Genomic DNA, 24047 nt, shown 5'->3' on the forward strand with positions numbered 1-24047 from the left:
GGGGTGGTAGGGGAACCGAATAACTTACTTGCGCTTGCTCTTCCCACGCCGTAGGAACACCCTGCGAGGTTAATGGGTTCGACTCCGGAGTATCACGTATGGCTTCGACTCTCGAATCGGTTACACCGCGTCACGCGGCGGCCGTCGGGCTGTTCGCGATCGTCCCGCTGGTCGTCTACGGAGTCACCCACTCGGCGGTTGCCGGCCTCGTCAGCGCGATCAATCTCGCGCTCATCTACGGCTCGTTGTACGTCGCCATGACGCCAGTCGACGGCGACCACGGCCACGGCCACGGCGGCGGCCGCGACCAGTCCGGCAACGGCGTCGCGAATTAAGCGCGGCTGCCGGCTGAAGTCCACCACCTGGTTCCGAATGAACGACACCCACGGTCGACCCGCAACGCGTCGGCGTCCCGGTCTAGATGCGCGTACCGGCGCCGACGCCGACTCCGACACCGAATCACCCGCCTCATCCGCCGACGACTGCGATCTCTGCGAACTGCCGACGCCGGCCGATCCGATCACCGGCGACGACGTCGACGGCTCGTTCTGCTGTCAGGGTTGTCTCGAGGTCGCCCGCGCGCTCGGCAGCACCGACGCCCCCGCGGACATGCCGGAGCGGGTGCGACAGGACGGAGACGACGATCACGGTCGCGACCTCGACTCCCTCGAGGGCGAGGACGCCTTCCTCGCGGTCGAGGGAATGCACTGTTCGACCTGCGAGGCGTTCCTCGAGTCGATGGCCGAACGCGAGGACGGCGTCCACGGCGCAGCGGCCAGTTACGCGACGGACACGATCCGAATCGTCTACGATCCCGAGCAGCTCTCGGCGGACGAACTGCCGGAACTGGTCTCCGGCTACGGCTACACCGCCTCCGAGCGAACGACCGACGGGACCGACGGCGGCTCCGGTTCGGACGACGGGCTACTTCGGCTGCTCATCGGCGGCTTCTTCGGAATGATGGTCATGATGTGGTACGCCCTCTTTCTCTACCCGACGTACTTTGGGTTCGAGCCCGTCGCGGAGTTCGGGTCCTACGACGGGATCTTCCTGGCCGCGAACGTCTGGGTGTTCACGTCGATCGTCCTCTTTTACGCCGGCTATCCGATCCTTCGGGGTGCGATCGTCAGCCTCCGGGCGGGACGCCCGAACATGGATCTCCTCGTGGCGACGGCCGCGCTCGGCGCGTACGTCTACAGCGCCGTCGCCACGCTCCTCGGGCAGCTCCACCTCTACTTCGACGTCACCGTCGCGATCGTGCTCGTCGTCACCGCGGGCACCCGCTACGAGCGGGCGGTCAAGCGCCGGGCGACCGGATTGCTCTCCGACCTCACGGAACAGCAGGTCGATCGGGCGCGTCGGGAAGGCGGCGAGACGGTGCCGATCGACGCCGTCGAGCCAGGTGACCGGCTCCTGGTCCGGCCCGGCGAGCGCGTCCCCCTCGACGGCGAGATCGTCGAGGGAACGGCCGCGATCGACGAGTCGCTGGTCACCGGCGAATCGCTTCCCGTCGGAAAGGGGCCGGGCGACGCCGTCCGCGGCGGCACGGTCGTCACCGACGCGCCGATCGTCGTCGCGGTCGGGGACGAGGCCGAGAGCACGCTCGATCGGCTCGTCTCCGTCCTGTGGTCGATTCAGAGCTCCCGGCCCGGCATCCAGCGGCTCGCGGACAAGCTCGCGACGGTCTTCGTGCCGCTGGTCGTCGCCCTCGCGGTCGGCACGACCGCCGCCCTCCTGCTCACCGGCGCCGAACCGTCGAGGGCGCTGCTGGTCGGACTGACGGTCGTGATCGTCTCTTGCCCCTGCGCGCTCGGGCTCGCGACGCCGCTGGCGGTCGCCGCCGGAATTCGGGCGGCCGCCGAACGGGGGATCGTCGTCGCCGCCGAGACGATCTTCGAAGACGCCCCCGACGTCGACGTCGTCGTCCTCGACAAGACGGGAACGCTCACGACCGGCGCGATGGCCGTCGACGATGTCCACCTCGCCGACGGCGTCGACGAGGACGACCTGCTCCGCCGTGCCGGCGCGATCGAAGCGCTCTCGGAGCACCCGATCGCCGCGGCCGTGACGGACGCCGCTCCCGACGACGCGATCGAGGCGTTCACGGACGCGGATGCGGACTCGGACGCGGGCACGGTCGAAAGCTTCGAACAGGCCGACCGCGGCGTCAGCGGGCTCGTCGACGGCGAGCGCGTCGTCGTCGGCCACCCCGAGTTCGTCCGCGAACGGGGCCAATCGATCCCCGCCGTGCTCGAGACGGCCGTCGACGACGTACGTGCGACCGGGAACGTGCCGGTCGTCGTCGGCTGGGGCGGCCGGACCCGCGGCGTCGTCGCCGTCGGCGACTCACCGCGTGCCGACCTGGACGCGGCCCTCGAGTCGCTCGGCGACGGACGCGAGGTCGTCGTCCTCACCGGCGACGACGGCACCGCCGCGGATCAGTTCCGGGAACTCGAGACCGTCGACGAGGTCTTCGCGGGCGTGCCGCCGGAGGGGAAAGCCGAGACGGTCGAGCGCCTCCGGGCTCGAGGGACGGTCGCGATGATCGGCGACGGGAGCAACGACGCGCCCGCGCTGGCGGCCGCCGACGTCGGAATCGCGATGGGAAGCGGGACGGAGCTGGCGATCGACGCGGCCGACGCGGTGATCGTCAACGACGAGCTGGCGGCCGCCGGGGAGACCTTCGCCGTCGCGACGCGGACTCACCGACGGATCAGGCAGAACCTCGGCTGGGCCTTCGCCTACAACGCGGTCGCAATCCCGCTGGCGATCAGCGGGCTGTTGAATCCGCTGTTCGCCGCCGTCGCGATGGCTGCGAGTAGCGCGCTCGTCGTCTGTAATTCCGCGCGGTCGATCTGAGCGAGCGCCGTCGATGCGGAGCGCGTATCGGAAACGGCCGCTCACGACGTTGGTACGCCGGTCCGCTGCGTCCGCTCCTGGAATCCAGCGTACTCCGTGCACTCGGCCGTCTACGGGATATTGTCCCGCTTTGCCTGTCGTAGAAATTCGTCGACTTCGTCGTTCTCCCAACCCTGAACCCTCTCGATGACCGGTTTCAGTTCGTCACCGATCGGCGTAAGGGTGACGCTCCCCGCTTCTCGATGATAGTCGATAATACCGTGATCGGCGAGACGCGGCAGTTGATTGTGACGTAGTTCGATACCGACGTCTTCGCTATCGAAATAGCGTTCGATCTCTTTGCGGTGAACCGTTCCCCCTCGAGCAGTCAGGAGATACAAGAGATAGCGCGTCCGTTCGTTCGCAAGAATTCGAAAGAGATCGCCGATATTAATCGGGACGTCAACCGTCAAATCGTCGCCCCGTCGTCTCGAGTCGACACTATCGGTGGTTTCGTTCGCAGGCGTGTCATCACCACACATAGAGGGAAAACACGACTAAACCAATAAAGAGTTTTCCTAATCAGTGATACACTACGACAATCTGCTCGCTTGGGATATTCACGATGATGTGAGTTCTGCTATTAGTGCAAATTGGTCGTGATTCCGTAATACCATTCAGCGTATCACCGCTTCAGATATACTAGTGACATTATTAGTCTGAGATACCATTCCGTAGTCGTGGGCATCTCATTCAATCTATTTCCCGATCGCGTCCGATTGTCCACCCACGAGAGGGAGGAGCGGACGGCTCGCTTTTCAGCGGAACTCCCTTCGATCAGATTTCGATTAACGGAGTGCGCTGACGCTCGATCCGAATCGAGAACGTGAGTAGATACCGTCCGCGAGAGTACGACCTCGAGAAGATCGCGTCTCTCGGTCAGTCTCTGAACGAATACGGTGGCTAGATCGGTACCCCGCCGTCAGACGCCCGTAATGTCGAGAACCGACCGTGAGCTCAAGCGTATTGTAGTAAACGACCAATACGATCGGGAGTCTTTATTGACAGAATTCCATCAATAGAGATCGCGACGACGTCACGGTCGGCGGATCGAAAACGCTGTCAGCCGACCGACGTACTCGGTTCCAGTTCACTCGACGAGAACGTCCGACGCTAATAAATGACGAATCCCTTGCGGTCGTCGATCGAATTTAACACCCGGCGCGTAGAGGCGTCGGCGAACGGCCTGACGGGCGTCGCGTCGGATCACACAGTCACATTCTGCGCGTCGAATCGTTGAGCACACCTGCTACAACGTTCCGGCCCACCACTACGACTTGCTTGACGCGCTGACTAGACGGTTCCTCCAGGGCAGAACCGGTATCTGAACGCGGTGGCTTGGTCACGAGGCAGGTCCGTGATTGCATCGGCGTGATTTCGATCGAGGGGGCCCAATTTCTATAGCGACATATGATTTATCCCGTTTGGCCGAATCGTCGTTCGTCGTAGCCGACGGCTGAGACACGCTAACCGATTATTCCGTCTCAAACACCTCGGTATTATCTTCTGCTAATTCGCTCGCTTCGATGTGGGAGTACATCTGACTCGTCGTCTTCGGATCGGCGTGTCGGAGCGTCCGCTGGGCGCGCTGGTGCCCCTTCTCCTTGTAGAGCAACTCGCCGACGCCGCGCCGGGCGCCGTGGGGCTTCAGATACTCGCCGTCCTCGAGATCTGGGACGTCAGCAACTGTCGAAAGCCGGCGCATGAGCGACCGCGCGCCCTCGGTCGTGATCGACGGCGGTTCGACCCCCGCCTCGAGCGCGACCGTCCAGTAGCCTCGCCGTTCGGTCCGCCGGTCGCGTTCCTCGCCGCCGAGCTCGGCCCCGAGGTTCCGCGACAACGTCGGGACGTGGAGCGACGGGAAGACCGGCCAGTCGTCGCTCGGCGGGTCGTAGGCCTCGTACCACCGTCGAAGCGGCGTTGACGCTTGCTCCGGCAGTTGTGCGGGTTCGCGCTCCTGATTCTTCCCGAGAATCCACATCGTCCCCGCCTCGAGGTCCACGTCGGTCCACCGGATCCCGGTCCGGCGCGGGTCGTTCGGATCTTTGACGATCTCGCCGCCGCGGACCCCGGAGTAAGCGATCGTGGCGACGAACGCGCGGTCGCGAAGCCGCTTGTGCAGAATCGGTGTCGGGGCGACCGGCTCCTGGTAGGCGCTGTCGACGCGCCGGCGGACGAACTCGAGGACCGCCTGACGCTGTGCCGGCTGCCAGTACTGGCGCTCGTACTCGCCGCTCGAGGGCCGATCGGGCATGCTCTCTCGAGCCGGCCCCTTCTCGGCGGGATTTTCCGCGAGGTAGTCCCATTTGACCGCCCACGTGAGAAACGCCGAGACGTAATCGTAGTAGGTCCAGGCGGTCGAGGCGGCGATTCCGCCGTCCACTGCGTCGGACTCGCCGGCCTCGACGCGACGAGCGAGGTGGCCGGCGTAGGCGCCCATGAGTCGCTGAGAGACGTCGTCGAGCGTCTCGACGCCGCGATCCCGGCAGAAGTCGATCCAGTCGGTGACGACTCGCTCGAGGTTCTGGCGGTAGTTCGGCGCCGCGTTCGCTTTGCTCTCGAGACACTCCGCGAGGGCGTCCTCGAGGGGTTTCCCGTGGGGTCGAGCCCCTGAATCTGTGGAATCCATCGACTGCGACGACCGTACGGCGTCGGGGATAGTAAAGCTACTTGTGATTACTGGACTAATGCAAAGTGAGGTGTGGAAATCGGTCGCCGCGCGATACTGGTCTCCTCGAAGGCTCTATCGGCCGAATAGGATCATCGGCGCAGATATAAATTCCATATCGCTATATCAAATACCCGTTTCTCGGTACTAGAGGGCGCAGTTCAGATTCCGCCAAACCGCTATTCTCACGCGTCCGCTATCCGATTCCTCGAGCGAGCATAGCGATCACCGTCGACGAACTCGCAACTGACGCAGCGACTGCTCGCGTTGAATACGACGGGGCACAACGCCGGCCCGCATACCTCGCAACTGCCGTCGCACCTAACTCCGCCACGAACGTCCCGGTAGCCGGGAAAATAAGTGGATGACAAAAACCGAGGCCATCCAGCGTCAATCGGTTACGATATGCGTGGACCATCCGCGTTGAACCTTCCCCTGAGGATCCGATACTCGGGGGAAACACACTCGGATGAACAGGCGCTGTGCGCTGTGACCGGGTACACGTCTCCGTCGGACGATTTCCAAACCGGAATGATCCTCTCACAGTCGGAACAGACGGCAAGGATACGTTGTCGTTCGCTGCTCGTTTCCATATTTCGACTTCGCCATCACTTCCTACGCTCTGTGAATATATAATCACTTTCGGGGTCGATCGGACTATCCGTTTTCGAAGCACTAGCCAACGGGTATAAAACGCCGTCAATCCCCGAATCACGGTTTTCGAACATCGGTATCCGCCTCACGAAACACGGCAGCGTTGTTCACAGTGGGAATCCGAGACCGGTCCTCGTTCCCAGGCCCCACATACTACGTTATATCTATCGGTGTTGTAACAGTCGTATGCTCCTCGCAGCATTCCGGATCGAGCTCGATGCGCTCGCCCTTACGGACACGTTCGACCAACTCCCCGACCTTCGATTCGAGGCCCAACGGGTGGCGGCTCACAGCACCAAGTGGACGATGCCCTGCATGTGGGCCAGCAACGTCGACTTCGACCAACTGGATACCGCGCTTGCGGACGAACCAACCGTCGACACCATCGTTGACGCGACGGAGTTCGGCGACGAAAAGTTCTATCAACTGGAATGGAGCGCAGACATCGAAGCGAAAATTAACGCGTACGTCGACAGCGAAGCGTCGATCCTTCACGCCGAGGCCACCGCCGACGGCTGGGAGATCCGCATCCGCTTTGGCACCCGCGACCAATTCGATGCGTTCCGCGACGTTCTCGCCGAAGCGGAGTACGACTACACGCTCTTGGAACTTTCCCGACCGGACGATCCGCGGCACATGGGAGGAAAACTGACGCCGGCCCAACGCAATGCGCTCCGACGGGCGAAAGAACTGGGCTACTACAAGGTCCCCCGCGAAATCTCGACGCGCGAACTGGCCGACGAGCTCGAGATGTCGCATCAGAACCTGTCGGAACTTCTGCGCCGAGCCACGGACAACCTCGTCGACGCAGCCGTTCGGACCACCCCCACTCCCGAACCAATCCAGGCCACCGACAGGGTCGAAGACTGACGCTGAACAGCAGTCCCGATTTAAAACGGTGCCGCGGAAAGCGCTACGCCCTTTCTCGTCACTCTCCTAGGGTCTGATGATGAAACCAACGTACGCCGAAATCGCCGTCTCCGAGGAGACCAGCCTCAGCGAAGCGATCGTACTGGGAATCGCAGAGCAGAAAGAAATACCTCCGCCGGAGATGCCACCGCTCTACGAGACGATCGATCCGGAAGCGCTGGATACCCTCTTTCGTGATCGGGACTCGGGCCACCTCTCGTTCGAGTACGCCGGATACACAGTCGTCATCCGCGGCCGTGAACCGATCGTCATCCACGGGACCGAGGATCAAATACAGCAAACGCAAGACGAGGGAACAAACGGCGGGTCACCCCTCCGAATCGTCTGTTCGGCCTGTGGCTGGGAGGCGACAGCGACGGGGACCGACGATCACGTCGATGTAAGTCGACGAGCAATCGACCACTTTACCGACACCGGACACACGCCCGTCAGAAAAGTAGGTGAGATCAGCGTATGACTGCTAACGCCGTTAGCGAATCCGTAGATATCCTCCTCGCGGAGGATAATCGCGGCGATATCCGACTCATCAAAGAGGCGTTCCACGAGACAGACATCGAACCGACGTTTCACACGGCAACGAGCGGGAACGAAGCCCTCGAGTTCCTCCGTGACCGCTGCGATACGGACGCGTATCCGGATTTGTTGCTCCTCGATCTGAATATGCCTCGGAAAGACGGATTCGAAGTCCTCGAAGAACTCCGGGAGAACGAGGCGTATCCACCACTCCCAGTTCTCGTCCTCACGAGCTCACGGGCAGACGATGACGTGGTGAAAAGTTACGAGTTGGCTGCAAACGCCTATCTGTCGAAACCGAGGAACCCTGATGAATTCGTGTCGCTGGCACAGGCGATCGAGGCGTTCTGGATTCACGAAGCACAGCTTCCGCCGGTATCATCGCAGTAACTATTCGACGGCGTCCGAGGATCACACATCTAATAATCAAGAATGTAGACGTGATCGAGATGGCTGGACAGAGAAATAACTGGTCGTCGGCTGCGCTCACGGCCGCGGGCGTCGTCTCAATTGATCAGGCGATCGATGTTGTCTTCGAGTTCGTCGTAGCGCTCTTCGGCTTCGCGTTCGATTCGATCGGGGAGCGGGCGGATCGGCTCGCGGACGTTTCCGCCGTGAAGTCCCGCGAGCTCGAGCCCCTTCTTGACGACCGGCACGCTGGCGGCTCCTGGAATCTCGTTGTTATCACCGTACTCCTCGCGGAGGTTCTGGTACGGAAGACAGATGTTTCGGATCTCTCGCGCACGGTCCCACTCGCCCTCAGACAGCGCGTCGAACAGCTCGAGTCCGATCTCCGGCCGGAAGTTACTCACGCCCGCGGAGAACCCTTCGACACCCTCCGCCCAGTATGCGACCGCGAACGGTTCCGCCAGGCCGTTGACCCAGACGACGTCGTCGCTCCCCGCAGCGATTCCAGCGCCGAGCTTCACGGTGTCTTTCAGCGCGTACTTGATCCCGACGACGCTGTCGAGTCGCGTGAGCTTGCCGAGGTAGTCGACGGACGGATCGAACCCGCGGACGTAGGGAACGAGCGGTCGGTCGGTGTTCGCTCCGAGCTTTCGGTAGTACTCGAGGAGGCCCGCTTCGTGGATGTAGGTGTGGTCCGGCGGCATGATCATCATCGCGTCGACGCCGAGTTGCTCGTACTCTCGAACGAGTTCCTGACCGTTGGCGGTGCTGCCGCCGACGCCTGCGAGCACGCAGGCGGTTTCCGGAAGCCCCTCGAGGGCCGCCTCTGCGACTGCGATCCGCTCGCGCTGTGACAGAGAGTGGTACTCGCTGATGTTTGCGGTCGCGAGGAACGTTTCGACGCCCTTGTCGTGAAGCGCCCTCGCGTTTTCCGTTATCTTCTCGTACTCGATGTCGCCGTTTTCGTCGAAAGGTGTAAGTAATCCGACAGCTACTCCACGGAGGTGTTCCTGCACCTGCTCGGCAGATAATGCCATGAGTCGTTATGTAGCGGCAATCGGCATAAAACCATCGTCTACGGCCAATTGAACGACGAAATCACCGTTGTCCGATGAACGGTCGTCGGACCGGATGGTCCGATCCCGCTGGCTCGTTCTCCCACGACCACCGGCCGCGAGAATCGGTTCAGAGAGTGATCGGCGGAGCTCGTACCCGACGATTCAGCTCCGCATCTCCCTCGAGAGACGTTAGTAGTTCAGGTAGACCGTCTTCGTGCTTGTGAAGAAGTCGAGTCCCGCATCGCCCTGTTCGCGGTAGGTGTTCGTCGAGGAGTTCTTGTAACCGCCGAACGGAACGTGGAGTTCCAGCCCCGTCGTCTTCTCGTTGACCTTGGCGACGCCGGCTTCGACGTCTTCGACGAATCGGTTGGCCTCCGTGAGGTCCTGCGTGACGATGCTCGCGGACAGTCCGTACTCGACGTCGTTCGCCACCTCGAGCGCTTCCTCGAAGTCGCCGACCGTGATGACGGCAAGCACCGGACCGAACACTTCCTCCTGGGCGATCCGCATCTCGCTTTCGACGTCGGTGACGACGGTCGGTTCGACGAAGAACCCGCCGTCGTATTCGTCACCGTCGGGTTCATCGCCGCCGGTCTCTACCGTCGCGCCGTCGTCTCGAGCGATGTCGACGTACTCGAGCGTCGATTCAAGTTCGCTTCGGCTGACGTGCGGGCCCATGTCGGGGTCCTCGAGACCCGGCCCGATTTCGATCGATTCCGCGTAGTCGGTGATCGCGTCGACGAACTCGTCGGCGATGTCCTCGTGGACGATGGCGCGGGAACAGGCGGTACACGACTGGCCGGTCGTTCCGAACGCACCGACACCGACGATGTCGGCGGCCTCGTCGACGTCGGCGCTCGGCATGACCACCGTGGGGTTCTTGCCGCCCATCTCGCACTGGACGCGCTTCAGATCGTCCGCCGCCGTCTGCGCGACCGTCGTGCCGACCGCCGTGCTCCCGGTGAACGACACGGCGTCGATGTCGTCGTGGGACGCCAGCGGTGCACCCACTTCGCTTCCCGAACCGGTGACGAAGTTCGCGACGCCGTCCGGCAGTCCCGCCTCGTCGAGACACTCGAAAACGATCCGCGTCATGTTCGGTGCCTCCGACGCGGGTTTGATGACCAGCGTGTTTCCGGTCGCGAGCGCGGGGGCGATCTTCCAGGCCGGAATCGCGATGGGGTAGTTCCACGGGGTGATGAGTCCGACCGTCCCCAGCGGCTCGGGCTTCGTGTAGAGTTCTTTTCCGGGCGCGCTCGGAGCTTTCGACGTTCCGCCGAGGTCGCGAGCCTTCTCGGCGTAGTACGAGAAGATATCGATCGCACGCTGGACTTCGCCGGCGGCCTCGCTGCGGGTCTTGCCCTCCTCTCGGACCAACGTCTCCGTCGCGTCGTCTTTGCGGGCAGCGAGGCGGTTCCCGGCTTCTTTGAGGATCTCACCGCGACTCGGACCGGGGGTATCGGCCCATTCGTCCTGCGCGGCGACCGCCGCGTCGATCGCCGTTTCGACGTCCGCTCGCGTCGACGATTGATACCGTCCAACCACCTCGTCGGTATCTGCGGGGTTTCGAACCTCGAACGTGTCGCCGCTTTCCGATTCACTCCACTGTCCGTCGATATAGTTAGCGTACACTGTCGACATTCCGTTTCAACGTTGTGGGTTCTGGTATACATGAATTGTGATCACCGTTCGGTCAGCGAGCGGCGGACCTAGCGAATCCTATCCGCGCTGCTGGCGACCGGCCGACCAACCGTCGCCGGCGACGACCTCGCGGCAGTACACCGGACCGAAAACAGAAACGGACCGGGCGTTAGAAGAAGAAGTTGTTCGGGACGTAGACCGAGACCTCGGGCACGACCGCGACGATGAGGATGACGATCAGGAGCGGGATGTAGAACAGTACCATCGCGCGCATGACCGTCTCGAGAGACGCGTCGGTCACCTTCTCGAGCACGAAGAGGACCGAGCCAAGCGGCGGCGTGACGACGCCGGTCATGAGCGAGAGGATCATCACGATCCCGAAGTGGATGGGATCGATCCCGAGCGTCTCGATGATCGGCATCAGGATCGGGACCATGATCATGATCGTGGCGGTGATGCTCATGAACGTCCCGATGAGCATGAACAGCGGAACGAAGATCAGAATCGCGACGGTCGGATTAGTCGTGAATCCGGTGATCGCGTCGGCGAGCAGGATCGGAATCCGGAGTTGCAACGCGACGAGGCCGTACAGCATCGCCAGGGAGATGATAAACAGGATGGAGAACGTCTCGACCATCCCCTCCTGGAACTCCTGGAGGAGGACCTCGCCCGTAAGCGAGCCCTGATAGAAGCCGAGCCCGATCGCATAGATGACCGCGACCGCGCCGGCTTCCGTCGCGGTGAACACCCCGGAAAGGATGCCGCCGACGATGAACACGGGGATCAGTAACGCGGGGAGCGCGTTAACGAATTCCCGGCCGATCGTCCGGAGTCCGGCAGCTTCGCCCTTCCCGTATCCCTTCCACCGCACGACGAGATAGGTGAACACGGAAAGGACGGCAGCGATCAGCAGCCCCGGTACGATCCCGGCCAGAAACAGTGCGCCGATCGATTCTTCGGCTAACACGCCGTACAGAATGATCGGAACGCTCGGCGGGATGATCGGACCGATGATCGACGACGCACCGGTAACACCGATCGCCGTCTTCTTGTCGTAGCCCTGATCGCGCATCGCGTTGTACTCGACGCGGCCGAGTCCCGCAGCGTCGGCGACCGCCAGCCCGGACATCCCGGAGAAGATGACGCTCGCGCCGATGTTGACCTGTGCAATGCCGCCTCGGACCCGTCCGAAGATGGCGTTGGCGAAGTCGAACACGTCCGAGGTCATGTCCGTCCGGTTCATTAACCGGCCCAACATGAGATAGAACGGCACTGCGAGCAGCGTAAACGAGTTCAGCCCGTGCATCAACTGATTCGACATCAGGCCGTAATTAAGGGACGGGCCGAACGGGGAGAACATGATGAGAACGCATGCCGACCCGATCGCGACCGCGACGGGCATGCCAAGCGCGTAGAGGACCAGCAGTCCGCCGAGGAATATCAGTCCGATCAGTAACAGTTCCATCTTATTCACCCTCCTTGTTCGCGCGGTTTTCCTTGTTCATGAGTTGTTGACCGACCTCAGTCGTCGTCAGCGTCGAGCGGAGATTGAGCAGTTCGTAAAACACCATCATCGCGATGAACGCCGATATCGTCCCGTATATCCATCCCTGATGGACTGCTCCAACACCGATCATGGGCGTGCTCCAGTTCTGAACCGTCGCACGGAATCCGGCGTACCCTAGCATGATCAGGAACGCGATCGTCAGGACCTGTGCGAGGACGTCGACGATCATCCCGGCCACCGGAGACCGTTGTTCGAGCTGGTCAGCGACGATTGTCATCTTGATGTGTTCACCGTTTCTGGAGGCGACTGCGGCCCCGCCGTACGTCCCGACGATGAGCAAATATCGCGCGAGCGGTTCCGTCCACCACGCGCCTCCGCTAATTGGGAGGTTAAAGACGCGGACGATAATTTGTGCCACTGTCAGCACTAACATTAAAACGAAAATGAACGTTGCTACGTTAAGTACGAGCCAATCGTACCATGTATCCTGTTTTAACCCCAATGACTGGTCGATATCCATACTCAATAATGATGCTTGGTGTGGTATAATAGCACCGGTTCAGCGGGACTGACTCACTTAGACGTTACGCCACTGCTCCCACGAACCCGCGTACTTGTCTTCGAATAGCTGTTCGATCGCAGGAGCAGCCGCCTCGTAGAACGCCTCCGAGTCGACGTCTTCGATGATCTCCATGCCGTTTTCTTCGGCCTCCGTGAGCAGTTCTTCCTCCGAATCTCGAGCCCACTGGGTTGCCTCCTGAGTGACCTCGTTGACGACCTCGTCGACCAGATCCTGCTGAGACTGATCCAGGCCCTCGTAGAAGCTGGTACCGACGTACATCTGTCCGCTCTGGGGAAGATGGCTGGTGAGGCTGTAGTAGTCCTGCACTTCCCACAGGCTAAGCGAGGCGATCTGGGCGGGCGGGCCTTCCGAAGCCGCGACGACTCCCTGCTGCAGGGCCGAGTACAGTTCGTCGAGCGAGACGGGTGACGGACTCGCGCCAACGGATTCCCACGCACTCACCCACGAATCGTGGTTCGGAAGCCGGAGGTCCATCCCCTGAACGTCGTCGGGAGTACGCACCGGTTCGTTCGACGTGTAATGGCGCATTCCTCTGTAGATTCGAGGACCGACGGGCTTGATCCCCGCTTCTTCGAGAGCGGGGTACACTTCTTCCTGGAACTCGTCCGTCTCCATGATCCGCTGCTGCTGTTCGAAACTCTCGAGGACGAACGGGGAGTTGAAGAAGTAGTACTCGGGCGCGTGGATGTCGTAGGCGTCCGATCCGCCGGTGTACATGTCAACGGACCCCTGGGCCATCAGATCGAACGTCTCGGACTCCGACCCGTACGAACCGCCGTAGGAGAACTCGACGGTGATGTCACCGTCGGACTCCTCTTCGATACGTTGCTTGAACTGTTTCCCCGCGTAGACCGGCGAGGTTCCCTCTTTCATCACGCTCGCCATCGTGATGGTCGTGCCGCCGCTGCCACTGCCGCCGCTACTGCCGCCCATACAACCGGCGAGAGTTGCGATACTGGATGCACCGATTCCCAATTTGACGGCCTGACGGCGCGTCATATTAGCTAAACGGCTATCCTTACCGGTTGCCTGATTGCCAGACATACTCTCACCATTGTAACGGTGGTATATGAATCTATCCCTATTTTTCCCATAATATATCTGTAAATCCCACTCCGGTTATACCAAGGTGCGGGTGACGATCGGAACTCCAGGATCGCTGTACCAGTCCAAACCACCAGCGAGACGAGGTGAGGGCCGGTCATCTCGGTCAGCCGGCAACGAGTTCACGTGAGGGCTACACCGTTACGACCGACCGACGGCACCATCTCGAGACGAGCGACCGTGGCCGCAGATCACCGATCGAGAGACGGAAGCGGGCGAAACGGACTCGATCAATAGGTTAGATCGAGCTCAATCAGGTTCGCCTTCTGGGACAGCTTGGTCGGAATCTCCTCTCGGAACCGCTCGTCGGTCATTCGACTCCGCGGACCGGACACGCTTATCGCACCGATAGCCGTCCCGTCGTCCAAGAGCGGAACCGCTACGCATCGAAGCCCGTTGATCCGCTCTTCGTCGTCGAAAGCGAACCCCCGGTCTCGGATCTCCGCAAGCACGTCGAAGAGTTCGTCGACGTCGGTGATCGTTCGGTCGGTCGCAGACGGAAGTCCGTGGCGGTCGACGATTTCGTGGACCCGTTCTTCCGGAAGGTGAGCCAGAATCGCCTTTCCGAGCGCGGTGTTGTGGAGGTAGACGGACTCGCCCGTGTACGTGTTGATCTGAACCGCTTGGTTCCCCATCGAGCGGTAGATGTAGATTCCGAGTCCGTGCTCCTCGACCAGGAGGTTCGTCTTTTCGCCCGTCTCCTCCGCTAGCGCTTTAAGTTCCGGCTTCGCCGTATTGTAGAGTTCCATTCGGTGGCGCGTGTATCCCCCTAACTCGAAAAACCGGAGCCCCAACCGGTACTTCGATCCGTCCTTGACGACGTATCGGTGCTCCTGGAGGGTACTGAGGTGTTTGTGAACGGCGCTGGGGGCGAGGTCCAACTCCGTGGCGAGTTCCGTCACGCCCGCTCTGTCTAGCTCTTGGAGGAGATCGATAATCTCGAGCGACGTTTCGGTCGCTTTGACCGGGTATTCAGCCTTGTATCCCATACCTCGCCGTTCGAGACATGATCTTATAAGGATTTTCTTCGATAGAGAATCGTGAACGACGACGAGCGAAGTACGCCACTCTCGATTCGTAACGCCGTCCTCGAGTAGCGGTCCAACGCGTCACCACTCCCGATAGTCACCTTCACTCCCGGAGATCCGGGCGTCAGATACGGGATCTGGAACGATGACCGCTCTCCCTGCTCCTTCGCACGGTTATCGACAAGGATTCTCTGACAGAGAAACCACCGCCGATTCATTTACGCATGTACTATAGTAAAACAGGCGCAGAAACGATTTACAGTCGTATCAGTGTAACTTCCAGATGACCTCCAACAAGTAACAAAAATAATCTTCTTTCGGGCCGGAAAACAACCTATGTGAAGCGGCTGTTTACACAGGTACTATTGTAATAGAGATCGCAAAAGAGCAACCGGCTAGTCCGCACTCCTGAGATATTTGATGGGATCGGCGGACCGTCTGCTACTGACGGGAGGAGAGAATAGATTTCGCGCCGTATCGAAGATCGACCGGTACACAGCGTGCCAGCTTCAATTTCCATTATAGAATCGACAGTAGTAAAACAATGCGCTGTTCGTACGGAATGGCTTTTCACCATTAGAGAATCCGGGAGAGGAGTAACTCCATCAGGATCGGAGGGAGAAGAGGAACTGCACACTGAGTCCGCTTATTTTCCCCACCAACCAGTGACGCTGATTCAAATATAAGATATACTATAAAACGTCATTTTCTCTGTTAGAGAAAGGTGCCGGTAGCGGAACCGAACGCCGAGCAAACTAGTAGTACGGGTGTAGTTCGGAGAATTTGACGACGCGGCTCGATTGGCTCCGCTAGAAGCCAACAGGGTCGAAACGGCGGAATGCATCGCTGATAGAATGCAGGAGCTTCGATAGATCGGACCGAAACGGAATCAGTAGTCGCCCTCGAACGCGTCGACAGTCGAGACGGAGCACAACGGACCGACGAATTGCCGTTCGTGGTGGGTCCGACGTGGAGTCAATCGCGAACACGAGGACGACGAGCGAGAAACCACGGGGGCGCCTGAACGGATCGAGATCGACGACGGGACACTACGGGCGCTAAACTGACGACGTAACGCGACCGAACGACGTCGAACCCGACAACCGTGGTCGTATAGCCGTTAATCAGCTCCCTGCGGCGGAACGTACCCGCATTCCTCGCACATGAAGAGGGGGTTCTCGTACGGCGCAACCAACGTACGGTTACAACTGTCGCAACGCATTGTACACGCCACTAGTAGCACGACAGCCAATAAAATCATACGCCGCAAACGACGACGGCGGTTATTCCGTCTCCGCCACCTGAGTCGTCCGAGACGGTTCCGATCGAACCGTATCGATAACGCCCCGAAGGTAGCCGACGGTAAACCCACGAGCGCGGTGTCGCCAGTCGTCGTCGCCCTCCATTTTCGGTACGTGGTCCGGGATGACGGGACCGTCGAAACCGACGTCGTGGAGCGTCCGAACTGCCTCTGCGGTGTCGAAGTTACCCTTGTCGACGAACGTTTCGTGGAACTTCGGTACCGTTCCGACGACGTCGCGGAAGTGGATGAAGACGATCTGATCGCGTTCGCCGAAGCGACGGATGACCTCGGTCACGTCCTCCCCCATCTGCGAGAAGCAACCGAGACACAGCTTGAGCCCGTGGTTGTCGCTGGGAACGAGTTCCATCGCCTTCTCGAAGTTCTCTACGTTCCGGAACAGACGCGGGATACCACCGAGCGACTCGAGAACCGGCGGGTCGACGGGGTGAAGCGCGAGATCGACGCCGGCTTCTTCCGCCACGGGGAGCACGGTCTCGAGGAAGTACTGGTAGTTCTCCCAGAACTCTTCCTCGGTGTAGGCTCGATCGAGACCGGGTGCGAGCTCGTCCGGATCGTCGAGTTCGTCGTAATCAAAAGCGGTCGCCTCCGCGCCGCCGCGGGTCTCGACGGGTGCAGTCCGCATCGGAACGACGCTGCGAGGGTTCCACTGGTAGCCCAACACCGGAATTCCGGCCTCGCCGAGGTTTCGGATCAGGGTGGTGATCTGCTCGAGCGCCTCGTCCGCACCGTCGCGACCGAACATGATGTCGCCGTACATCGAATACGGCAGCGACTGAATTCCGGTAAAGGAGAGACCGGCGTCTTCGATCCGCTCTCGAGCAGCCGTGAGCTCCGAGACCGACGGGATCTGGTTCGGGCCGACCGCGATCGTATCGGTCCCGTCCCGGTCGTTGAATTCGTCGGGTTCTTCGTCCGTGTCCGCGTGATCGACGAAAATGTCCGTCGCTCCGAGTTGACGGATGTATCGTAATCGAGACTGCGAAAGCGATCGTGTACGAACACCGACTCTGACGGACGTATTGCTATCGCGATCCATACCCGATCACTCGTTTGAAGCGTCTAAACTATTTCGGAGCGGATATCGGATCGACTCGAGTACTGTGACTCACGCGAGATTTCCACGAGAGAACTGACTCGCCGGACGAAAGCCGAAAAGCTAGATTTTGTAGCCGCTGCTATGGGACAGCAACGCGGAACTAGCGTTTTCGGAGAGCTACGACGAATGGCGCTTTCAGTGCCCAAGGAGCGTGAGGATCACCCATGATCCGACACCTTGCTACGGCCCTTAGCGCCACGTGATTCGTTGTCGGTTTTCAATATAAGTTCTTCCATCCACTCGTTACCTCGTGAAAGAATATTATGGTCTCGGTCGCGTCGGTATCGGTGTCTCCCGATGGCCCGGACAAGACCGGGCCATCCACACTCGATGAATTCGAGCGCGTTACACTGACTGGGTCGTCACGGTAACCGGTCCGTCGAACTGGAGGATGATCGACTGTGCGACGTCACCGAAAACTGCTTTTCCAGTCGGAGAGCGTTTCTTGCCGCTGACGAACACGTGCCCGCAGTTTTCCTCGTCGGCGATTCTGAGGATGTCACTCGGAATCGTCCCGACCACGCCCAGTGTCGTGTACGAGATATCGTCGCCGAACGCATCGGTCGCGATTTCGTCGGCCTCGGACGTCGCGAGCTGCTCCATCTCGTCGACGCTTTCGACGTCCCTGTCCGACGTCGCCTGTCGCTGCAGGTTGTTCTGGAATTGCTTTTCATCGACGATCCTGCAAAACAGGATCTCTTTTTCCGTTCCGGTAACGTGATCCTTCGCTGTGCGCAACAGTTTCTGGTCCGGTTCATCGTCTGTCTGGACGACAAGTACTTTCTCCATACTGTCTACACAGTCGGGACAATATATAAAATTCAGCACTGTCAGGAAATCCGAACACAGTCAAGAGCGTCCGCACAAACACCGGAGAATCGTACTGAACCGTACGTTGTATCGAATACATTTATCCGGCGCGTCAACCCACGATAGGGACACCGGAAATGAAACACCAGCGCGACCATCCCGACGCCCCCGATAACACAGGTACCCGTCGTACCCGCTGCGCTTTAGCGAGGTACTCGTGGTCTCGGCTCATCCACCGTGCGTGTTCTTCGAACGAATGCCAGACTGGACGCTGCTACGGGTGATCCGCATGTCAAAGAGACAATCCAGACAGGTCTACGTCGTCCCCCACAGCGACCGTTACCACACGAATCGGGGCTGTCAGGGACTCCAGCAGGCGTATACCGTTTTCGAACGGTCTCGATCAGAACTCGCCGACGAACTGGACCACTGTCGACTGTGCTCCGGAGAAATCACTACCCCCGACACCGACTCGTTCGAAACACGGCGATTGCTTGAGGAACTCGATCCCGACGATATCGGCTAATCCGCTGTGGATCTCGACGGTCATCACTGTCACTGTGGGCCACCTCGAGTAGCGGACGGGTGAAGTTCGGTTAGCGACGCTGCCCGTAGCCCTATTCGGAGAGTGTCATGCGGCTGAACGTGTGTCGCGTTTTCAGGACGGTGAGGCCATCGGAGGCCGGGATGAGTAATATAGCTATCAGTAGTACCCCCAATTGAGATTGTATATATTGCACAATATATTGTCTCGGACTTCATCTCGCTGTCACCGTGTGGACAACGATATACGAATACAGATTCCGGTTTTCTGCCAGCGGATAACCGAAATACCAGATATCTCCAAATCGACCCTTTACGATGACTCTGGCACTAGTCGCCAACCACTTTTTGATACATCCACTATTTTAGCAATGTATTCTGGATTATAACCTCCTACAGACGATATATGCTAATATCTTGTATCTGATTCCGTTGTATATAGACATAGAGTCATATGTACCAGTATATTGTTTGTATAATACACTACAATAGCGTATGACTGTGTATTAGTAATTGAAATTATAGTCGCAGTCGAGGCGTTGACTAAACGATGGCAGTAGCTTCAACACCGCAGTTCCCAGGCCGAGAGTCACCGTCCGGACATCGCTTTCGTATGTCGCAGTGAGACGAGCACTCGTCGGGGGTCGGAATCTAGCCGCTCTCGAGTCGGTGCACTCCGACACCGACGCGATCGGAGCTCCGCCGTCGACGCGTATCAGCGTCGGCGGGAAGCGCGATCCGAACGGGGATGGTCCGAAAACTGAACTCCTGCAAGCCGCCCGGATGAGAAACGGAAAAGCATAACTACCGATCACGGGTTGTCCAGACCATGCTTCGGATAGCTATGCTGGGGTTCGGCGAGTTCGGTCGCTATCTCGCGCGGGATCTGACGACCCACTCCGATACGACCCTCGAGGCCGTCGTCGACGTCGATGCCGACAACCTCGAGATCGCAGTCGACGAGTTCGGCGTCGATCCCGACGCCCGTTACACCGACGAGGAAGCCATGTACGAACAGACGGCGCTGGACGCCGTCATCATCGCGACGCCGCCGGCGTTTCACTACGACCAGATCCGCACGGCGTTCGATCGCGGCCTCCACGTGCTCTGTGAGAAACCCGTCGTCGCCGATCTCGAGGAGGCCCGAGACGTCGCTGATTGGTTCGCCGACAGCTCGCAGGTGTTGATGGCGGGCTATCAGCGCCACCTCGAGCCGGCGTTCATCCGCGGTCACGAGCGCTGGGCCGAGGGCGACGCGGAGCCGACGTTCATGACCGGCGAGTTACTGCAGGACTGGACCGACCACTTCGAGGCCGGAACGAACTGGCGGCTCGATCCCGATATCGGCTGTCGTGGCCACCTCTTCAGCGTCGGGACACACGTTCTCGAATCGCTGCTCTGGATGACCGGCCTCGAACCTGAATCCGTCACCGCCGACATGGCGTTCTACGACGACGCGGAGCGCATCGACCAGCGCGCGACGCTGTCGATCCGGTTCGAGAACGGCGCCGTCGCGACGATGGCCGATTCGGCCGTCGCCACGACCGACCGCGAACGGATCCAGATCTGGGACGGCGACGGCGCGCTCGAGTTTAGCCGCCGCGACTGGGGGGAACCGACGTTGACGGCGATCGACGAGGACGGCACCGACGCCGTCTGCGATATCGATCACGGCGGCGGCCGCGGGAAGATCGAGGCGTTCGTCGAGGCGATCGCGACCGGCGCCGAACCGCCGGCGACGCTCGAGGACGTGATCCGCGTGACGGCGCTGCTCGACGCGGCGTACGAGGCGGCCCGAACCGGAGGGCGGGTCACGGTCGACCTCGAGTAAGGCGAGCGGGGATCGGCCGAAGAAGCGGTCGCAACGAACGGGACGCTGCGCCGCCATCGCTCGGCCCTATTCCTGGAGGACCGGTCGGCGTCTCGGAAACCGATCGTCCGTGGAGCGAATACAGCGGGGAATCGAAGCGGCGGAGCCCTTTAGAGGTACTCTTCGGGGTCGGGACGCGCTTGCTGTTCGTCGTCCCGCAGGTACTCCCGTGCGACCGGGAGGAACCGGTGTCGCAGATCGAAGTAAAACGAGACGATCCCGTAGATCCAGAAGAAAAACAGCACGGCTGCGGAGACGATGAACAGCGCGCCGACTGTCGTCACCATCCGTCGATCACCCCTCGATTCCGTCCTCGGCGGACGCGCCGGCGGCGGTCTCGACCGTCGAACCGTCGACGAGGCTGTGCGCGATCGCGTCGCCCGTGGCGCCGTCGAAGACGTGGATCTTCTCGCGGTCAAAGACGACCTCGACCGAGTCGTCCTCGGCGATCGAGTTATCCGGATCGATGCTGACGAGCAACTGGGCGCCGTCGTCGCCCATGAACGTCTCGCCGTCCGACTCCGCCAGCGCGGTCTGTGGGATCAGGTACGCGTACGTCTGGTCGCCGACCGGCTCGAGGACGTCGACGACGGCGTCGAACGACGCGCTGGGATTCGCGGGGGCGTCGTCGCTCGAGGCGAGGTAGGCGTCTTCGGGACGTACGCCGACGGTAACGTCCGTACCGTCGTACTCGGCGCCGAGGGCATGTTGGAGCCGGGCGTACTCGATATCGATCCCCTCGCTCCCGACAGTTCCGTCGAACATGTTCATCGACGGGCTCCCGATGAAGCCCGCGACGAATCGGTTCGCGGGCCGGTTGTAGCACTCGAGGGGCGGCGCGCACTGCTGGAGGTGTCCCTGGTTAATGATCGCGATGCGGTCAGACATCGTCATCGCCTCCTCCTGATCGTGGGTGACGTAGACGGTCGTGATGCCCAGTTCCTTCTGGAGGCGCTGGATCTCGGTCCGCATGTGGACGCGCAGTTTCGCGTCCAGATTCGCCAGCGGCTCGTCCATGAGGAACACCTCGGGCTCGCGCACGATCGCGCGGGCGATGCCGACGCGCTGTTGTTGGCCGCCCGAGAGCTCGTCGGGGCTGCGATCGAGCATGCCCTCGAGTTGGACGATCTTCGCCGCCTGCTCGACGCGGCGCTCGATCTCGTCGTCGTCGTAGTCCCGGAGTCGGAGGCCGAACGAGATGTTGTCGTAGACGTTCATGTGGGGGAACAGGGCGATGTTCTGGAAGACCATCGCGATGTCCCGATCCTTCGGCGGGTCGTTCGTGACGTCCTCGCCGGCGATCTCGACGGTCCCTTCCGAAGGGAGCGTCAGTCCCGAAATCATCTCGAGGGTCGTCGACTTGCCACAGCCCGACGGGCCCACGAGACAGAGGAACTCCCCGTCCTCGATCTCGAGGTTCATCTCGTCGACCGCGACGACGTCCTCGTAGCGCTTCGTCGTATCAGTAAGATTGACTTGTCCCATGGTATCTTGTCACTCCTTTAATCCGCCTTGCGTTAAGCCTCTGACGATGTGTTTCTGCGCGAAGACCACGAGCAGCGCGATCGGGAGAATCCCGACGATGCTCGCGGCCGCCATCAGGTGGTACAGCTGACCGCTCTGCTGTTCGAACTCGAGGATGCCGTAGACGAGCACGGCCCAGTTGTCCGCGTCGCCGTCGGTCATCAGGAACGAGAAGAAGAACTCCCGGTAGACGCTGATGAACACGATGATCGCGGCGGCCGCGACGCCGGGCGCCGACAGCGGCAGGATGACGCGAAACAGCGCGCCGAGTCGCGTCGTCCCCTCGACGCGGGCCGCGTCTTCGAGCCCGTCCGGAATCTGACTGAAGAAGGTCGTCAGGATGAAGATGGTGATCGGCAGGGTCAGCATCGTGAACGGGAACGCCATCGACCACGGCGTGTTGTAGAGGTCGGGCGTCTCGAAGATCCCGATGGTAAGCGCCCCGGTCAGCATCTCGTACAGCGGGATGAGGAACGCGATGCCCGGGAAGTATGAGACGACGAGCAGCAGGAGCATCAGCGGCGCTTTGCCCCGGAAATCGACGCGACCGAAGGCGTAGCCGGCCAGGCTGCCGATCACCAGACAGACGATCACCGTGATCGTCGCGATGACGAGGCTGTTGAAGATGTAGTGGTGGAGCGGCACCTGTCGGAACACTTCGAGGAAGACCCCGATGTTCGTGCCCTCGGGGAGGATCCCCATTCCGTAGAGGCGGTCCTGCGGCGTGATCGCGAGGACGAACAGCCAGTAGAAGGGAAACAGCGTCACGATGATGAACGACGTCAGCGCGACGTAGAACAACACCCTGTAGGTATCGTAGGGGTTGTTGACGAGCAGGTCGACCAGTTGACCGACGCGGCTTCGCGACTCCTCCTGTGCGACGTTACGCATTCGTGCTCACCTCGTTGCGGAAGTTGACGAGATAGACCATCACGATGCCCGCGATGAGCAGCGCCGTCAGGAACGCGATCGCGGAGGCCGTCGCCCACCGCTGCATGCGGAAGGTGTCGACGACGAGGCAGGTCAGCGTCGGGACGGTGTTACACCCGGTCGACGCCTCGACGACGCCGTAGACCTTCATCGAACTGATCGTGTAAAAGATCATGCCGATGAAGACGACCGGTTTGATCAGCGGCAGCGTGATCAACCGGAACTGCTGCCACTTCGAGGCGCCGGCGACCCTGGCGACGTCGTAGAGGCTCCGGTCGACGCTCGCGAGGCCGGCGAGGATGATCAGCGCGATGAACGGAACCTTCCGCCAGATGTCGATCAGCGTCACGATCACGATCGAATCGGTCGTGCTGACGAGCGGATTCGACGAGAACAGCCCGATGCTGTGGAGCGGATCGACCAGGAAGCTGATCGACGGCTGGAACAGGAGATAGAAGATCATCCCCTGGATGACGATCGGGATCGACCACGGCAGGAGGACGATCATCCGGGCCACCGATCGGCCGCGGAAGTCCTTGTTGAGGATCAGCGCCATCCCCAGTCCGAGAACGGTCCCGATCGCGAGGCTCACGCCGGTGATGAGCAGCGTCACCACGAGGGCGCTCGAGAGGGGATCGCTCAGGCTGAAGAACGGATCGCTGAGGATGATGTCCATCTCGCCGCTGAGAATCGCGGCGTACGTATCGAAGCCGGCGAACTCGCCGACGGGATACGCCCCGCGGAGGTCGTCGCTGTGCAGCGAGACCCAGAACGTCCGGAGCAACGGATAGAACGCGAGGACCGAGAGGACGAACAGCATCGGTCCGATGAGGAGGTAGCCGTACTTGTCCTCGTCCAGTTGTTCGATCCGGTAGAGGATCGGCGATATTGCGTTGAGTACCTTCTTTTTCATTGTGTGGTGGTGTGGTGCGTGGTGTCGTTACCGCTGCTGCTGGAC

The 24047-nt window shown here is 60.8% G+C and carries 21 protein-coding genes; 7 read left to right on the top strand and 14 right to left on the bottom strand.

Annotation, left to right across the window (positions count from 1 at the left end; genetic code table 11):
- Window positions 1-98 precede the first annotated feature (98 nt).
- Window positions 99-335 (top strand): DUF8131 family protein, encoded by a 237-nt coding sequence (locus ACYQ26_RS07115; protein ID WP_459808177.1) that lies wholly within the window; start codon window positions 99-101, stop codon window positions 333-335.
- Between the two features lie 37 nt (window positions 336-372).
- Window positions 373-2859, top strand: coding sequence for a heavy metal translocating P-type ATPase (locus ACYQ26_RS07120; RefSeq protein WP_459808178.1), 2487 nt, complete (start codon window positions 373-375; stop codon window positions 2857-2859).
- Between the two features lie 110 nt (window positions 2860-2969).
- Here ACYQ26_RS07120 and ACYQ26_RS07125 read toward each other — a convergent pair whose 3' ends face one another.
- Window positions 2970-3380, bottom strand: coding sequence for a DUF7344 domain-containing protein (locus ACYQ26_RS07125; RefSeq protein WP_459808179.1), 411 nt, complete (start codon window positions 3378-3380; stop codon window positions 2970-2972).
- A gap of 992 nt (window positions 3381-4372) precedes the next feature.
- A complete protein-coding gene (locus ACYQ26_RS07130; protein WP_459808180.1) occupies window positions 4373-5527 on the bottom strand; it encodes a tyrosine-type recombinase/integrase in 1155 nt (384 codons plus the stop codon).
- 879 nt (window positions 5528-6406) lie between these two features.
- Here ACYQ26_RS07130 and ACYQ26_RS07135 point away from each other — a divergent pair.
- From ACYQ26_RS07135 to ACYQ26_RS07145, 3 genes are all read left to right on the top strand, one after another.
- Window positions 6407-7090 (top strand): helix-turn-helix domain-containing protein, encoded by a 684-nt coding sequence (locus ACYQ26_RS07135; protein ID WP_459808181.1) that lies wholly within the window; start codon window positions 6407-6409, stop codon window positions 7088-7090.
- A gap of 79 nt (window positions 7091-7169) precedes the next feature.
- The gene (locus ACYQ26_RS07140) at window positions 7170-7607 is read left to right on the top strand and encodes a HalOD1 output domain-containing protein (RefSeq protein ID WP_459808182.1); all 438 of its coding nucleotides are present in this window, start codon (window positions 7170-7172) and stop codon (window positions 7605-7607) included.
- Complete coding sequence (locus ACYQ26_RS07145) at window positions 7604-8053, top strand: response regulator (RefSeq protein WP_459808183.1); 450 nt, start codon at window positions 7604-7606, stop codon at window positions 8051-8053. The genes ACYQ26_RS07140 and ACYQ26_RS07145 overlap by 4 nt, the downstream gene beginning before the upstream one ends.
- Window positions 8054-8169: 116 nt before the next feature.
- Here the strand turns inward: ACYQ26_RS07145 and ACYQ26_RS07150 are convergent, their stop codons facing one another.
- From ACYQ26_RS07150 to ACYQ26_RS07185, 8 genes are all read right to left on the bottom strand, one after another.
- Window positions 8170-9108: a dihydrodipicolinate synthase family protein gene (locus ACYQ26_RS07150; RefSeq protein ID WP_459808184.1), complete on the bottom strand. Its 939-nt coding sequence runs from the start codon at window positions 9106-9108 to the stop codon at window positions 8170-8172.
- Window positions 9109-9318: 210 nt separating this feature from the next.
- Window positions 9319-10770 carry a 2,5-dioxovalerate dehydrogenase gene (gene xacF, locus ACYQ26_RS07155; protein ID WP_459808185.1) on the bottom strand — a complete coding sequence of 484 codons (1452 nt, stop codon included), beginning with the start codon at window positions 10768-10770 and terminating at the stop codon, window positions 9319-9321.
- 169 nt (window positions 10771-10939) lie between these two features.
- Window positions 10940-12235: a TRAP transporter large permease gene (locus ACYQ26_RS07160; RefSeq protein ID WP_459808186.1), complete on the bottom strand. Its 1296-nt coding sequence runs from the start codon at window positions 12233-12235 to the stop codon at window positions 10940-10942.
- Window position 12236: 1 nt separating this feature from the next.
- The gene (locus ACYQ26_RS07165) at window positions 12237-12797 is read right to left on the bottom strand and encodes a TRAP transporter small permease (RefSeq protein WP_459808187.1); all 561 of its coding nucleotides are present in this window, start codon (window positions 12795-12797) and stop codon (window positions 12237-12239) included.
- 57 nt (window positions 12798-12854) lie between these two features.
- A complete protein-coding gene (locus tag ACYQ26_RS07170; protein WP_459808188.1) occupies window positions 12855-13793 on the bottom strand; it encodes a TRAP transporter substrate-binding protein in 939 nt (312 codons plus the stop codon).
- Between the two features lie 401 nt (window positions 13794-14194).
- Complete coding sequence (locus tag ACYQ26_RS07175) at window positions 14195-14953, bottom strand: IclR family transcriptional regulator (RefSeq protein ID WP_459808189.1); 759 nt, start codon at window positions 14951-14953, stop codon at window positions 14195-14197.
- Between the two features lie 1322 nt (window positions 14954-16275).
- Window positions 16276-17352: a mannonate dehydratase gene (locus ACYQ26_RS07180; protein ID WP_459808190.1), complete on the bottom strand. Its 1077-nt coding sequence runs from the start codon at window positions 17350-17352 to the stop codon at window positions 16276-16278.
- A 405-nt stretch (window positions 17353-17757) separates the two neighbouring features.
- On the bottom strand, window positions 17758-18201 hold the full coding sequence (locus ACYQ26_RS07185; RefSeq protein ID WP_459808192.1) for a universal stress protein: 444 nt from the start codon (window positions 18199-18201) through the stop codon (window positions 17758-17760).
- 310 nt (window positions 18202-18511) lie between these two features.
- On the opposite strand from ACYQ26_RS07185, the gene ACYQ26_RS07190 reads away from it, so the two are divergent.
- Both ACYQ26_RS07190 and ACYQ26_RS07195 read left to right on the top strand, forming a co-directional pair.
- Entirely contained in the window at window positions 18512-18748 is a 237-nt protein-coding gene (locus ACYQ26_RS07190) for a hypothetical protein (protein WP_459808194.1), read from the top strand.
- Window positions 18749-19594: 846 nt separating this feature from the next.
- Window positions 19595-20596 (top strand): Gfo/Idh/MocA family protein, encoded by a 1002-nt coding sequence (locus ACYQ26_RS07195; protein WP_459808195.1) that lies wholly within the window; start codon window positions 19595-19597, stop codon window positions 20594-20596.
- Window positions 20597-20745: 149 nt separating this feature from the next.
- Here ACYQ26_RS07195 and ACYQ26_RS07200 read toward each other — a convergent pair whose 3' ends face one another.
- From ACYQ26_RS07200 to ACYQ26_RS07215, 4 genes are read right to left on the bottom strand one after another with little or no spacing between them, the layout of a single operon-like run.
- Window positions 20746-20922 carry a DUF8005 family protein gene (locus ACYQ26_RS07200; RefSeq protein WP_459808196.1) on the bottom strand — a complete coding sequence of 59 codons (177 nt, stop codon included), beginning with the start codon at window positions 20920-20922 and terminating at the stop codon, window positions 20746-20748.
- A 7-nt stretch (window positions 20923-20929) separates the two neighbouring features.
- A complete protein-coding gene (locus tag ACYQ26_RS07205) occupies window positions 20930-22120 on the bottom strand; it encodes an ABC transporter ATP-binding protein (protein WP_459808197.1) in 1191 nt (396 codons plus the stop codon).
- A 9-nt stretch (window positions 22121-22129) separates the two neighbouring features.
- Window positions 22130-23050 carry a carbohydrate ABC transporter permease gene (locus tag ACYQ26_RS07210; protein ID WP_459808198.1) on the bottom strand — a complete coding sequence of 307 codons (921 nt, stop codon included), beginning with the start codon at window positions 23048-23050 and terminating at the stop codon, window positions 22130-22132.
- Entirely contained in the window at window positions 23043-24002 is a 960-nt protein-coding gene (locus tag ACYQ26_RS07215) for a carbohydrate ABC transporter permease (RefSeq protein WP_459808199.1), read from the bottom strand. The genes ACYQ26_RS07210 and ACYQ26_RS07215 overlap by 8 nt, the downstream gene beginning before the upstream one ends.
- Window positions 24003-24047: the final 45 nt, after the last annotated feature.

It is taken from the genome of Halopiger thermotolerans (assembly GCF_054654555.1).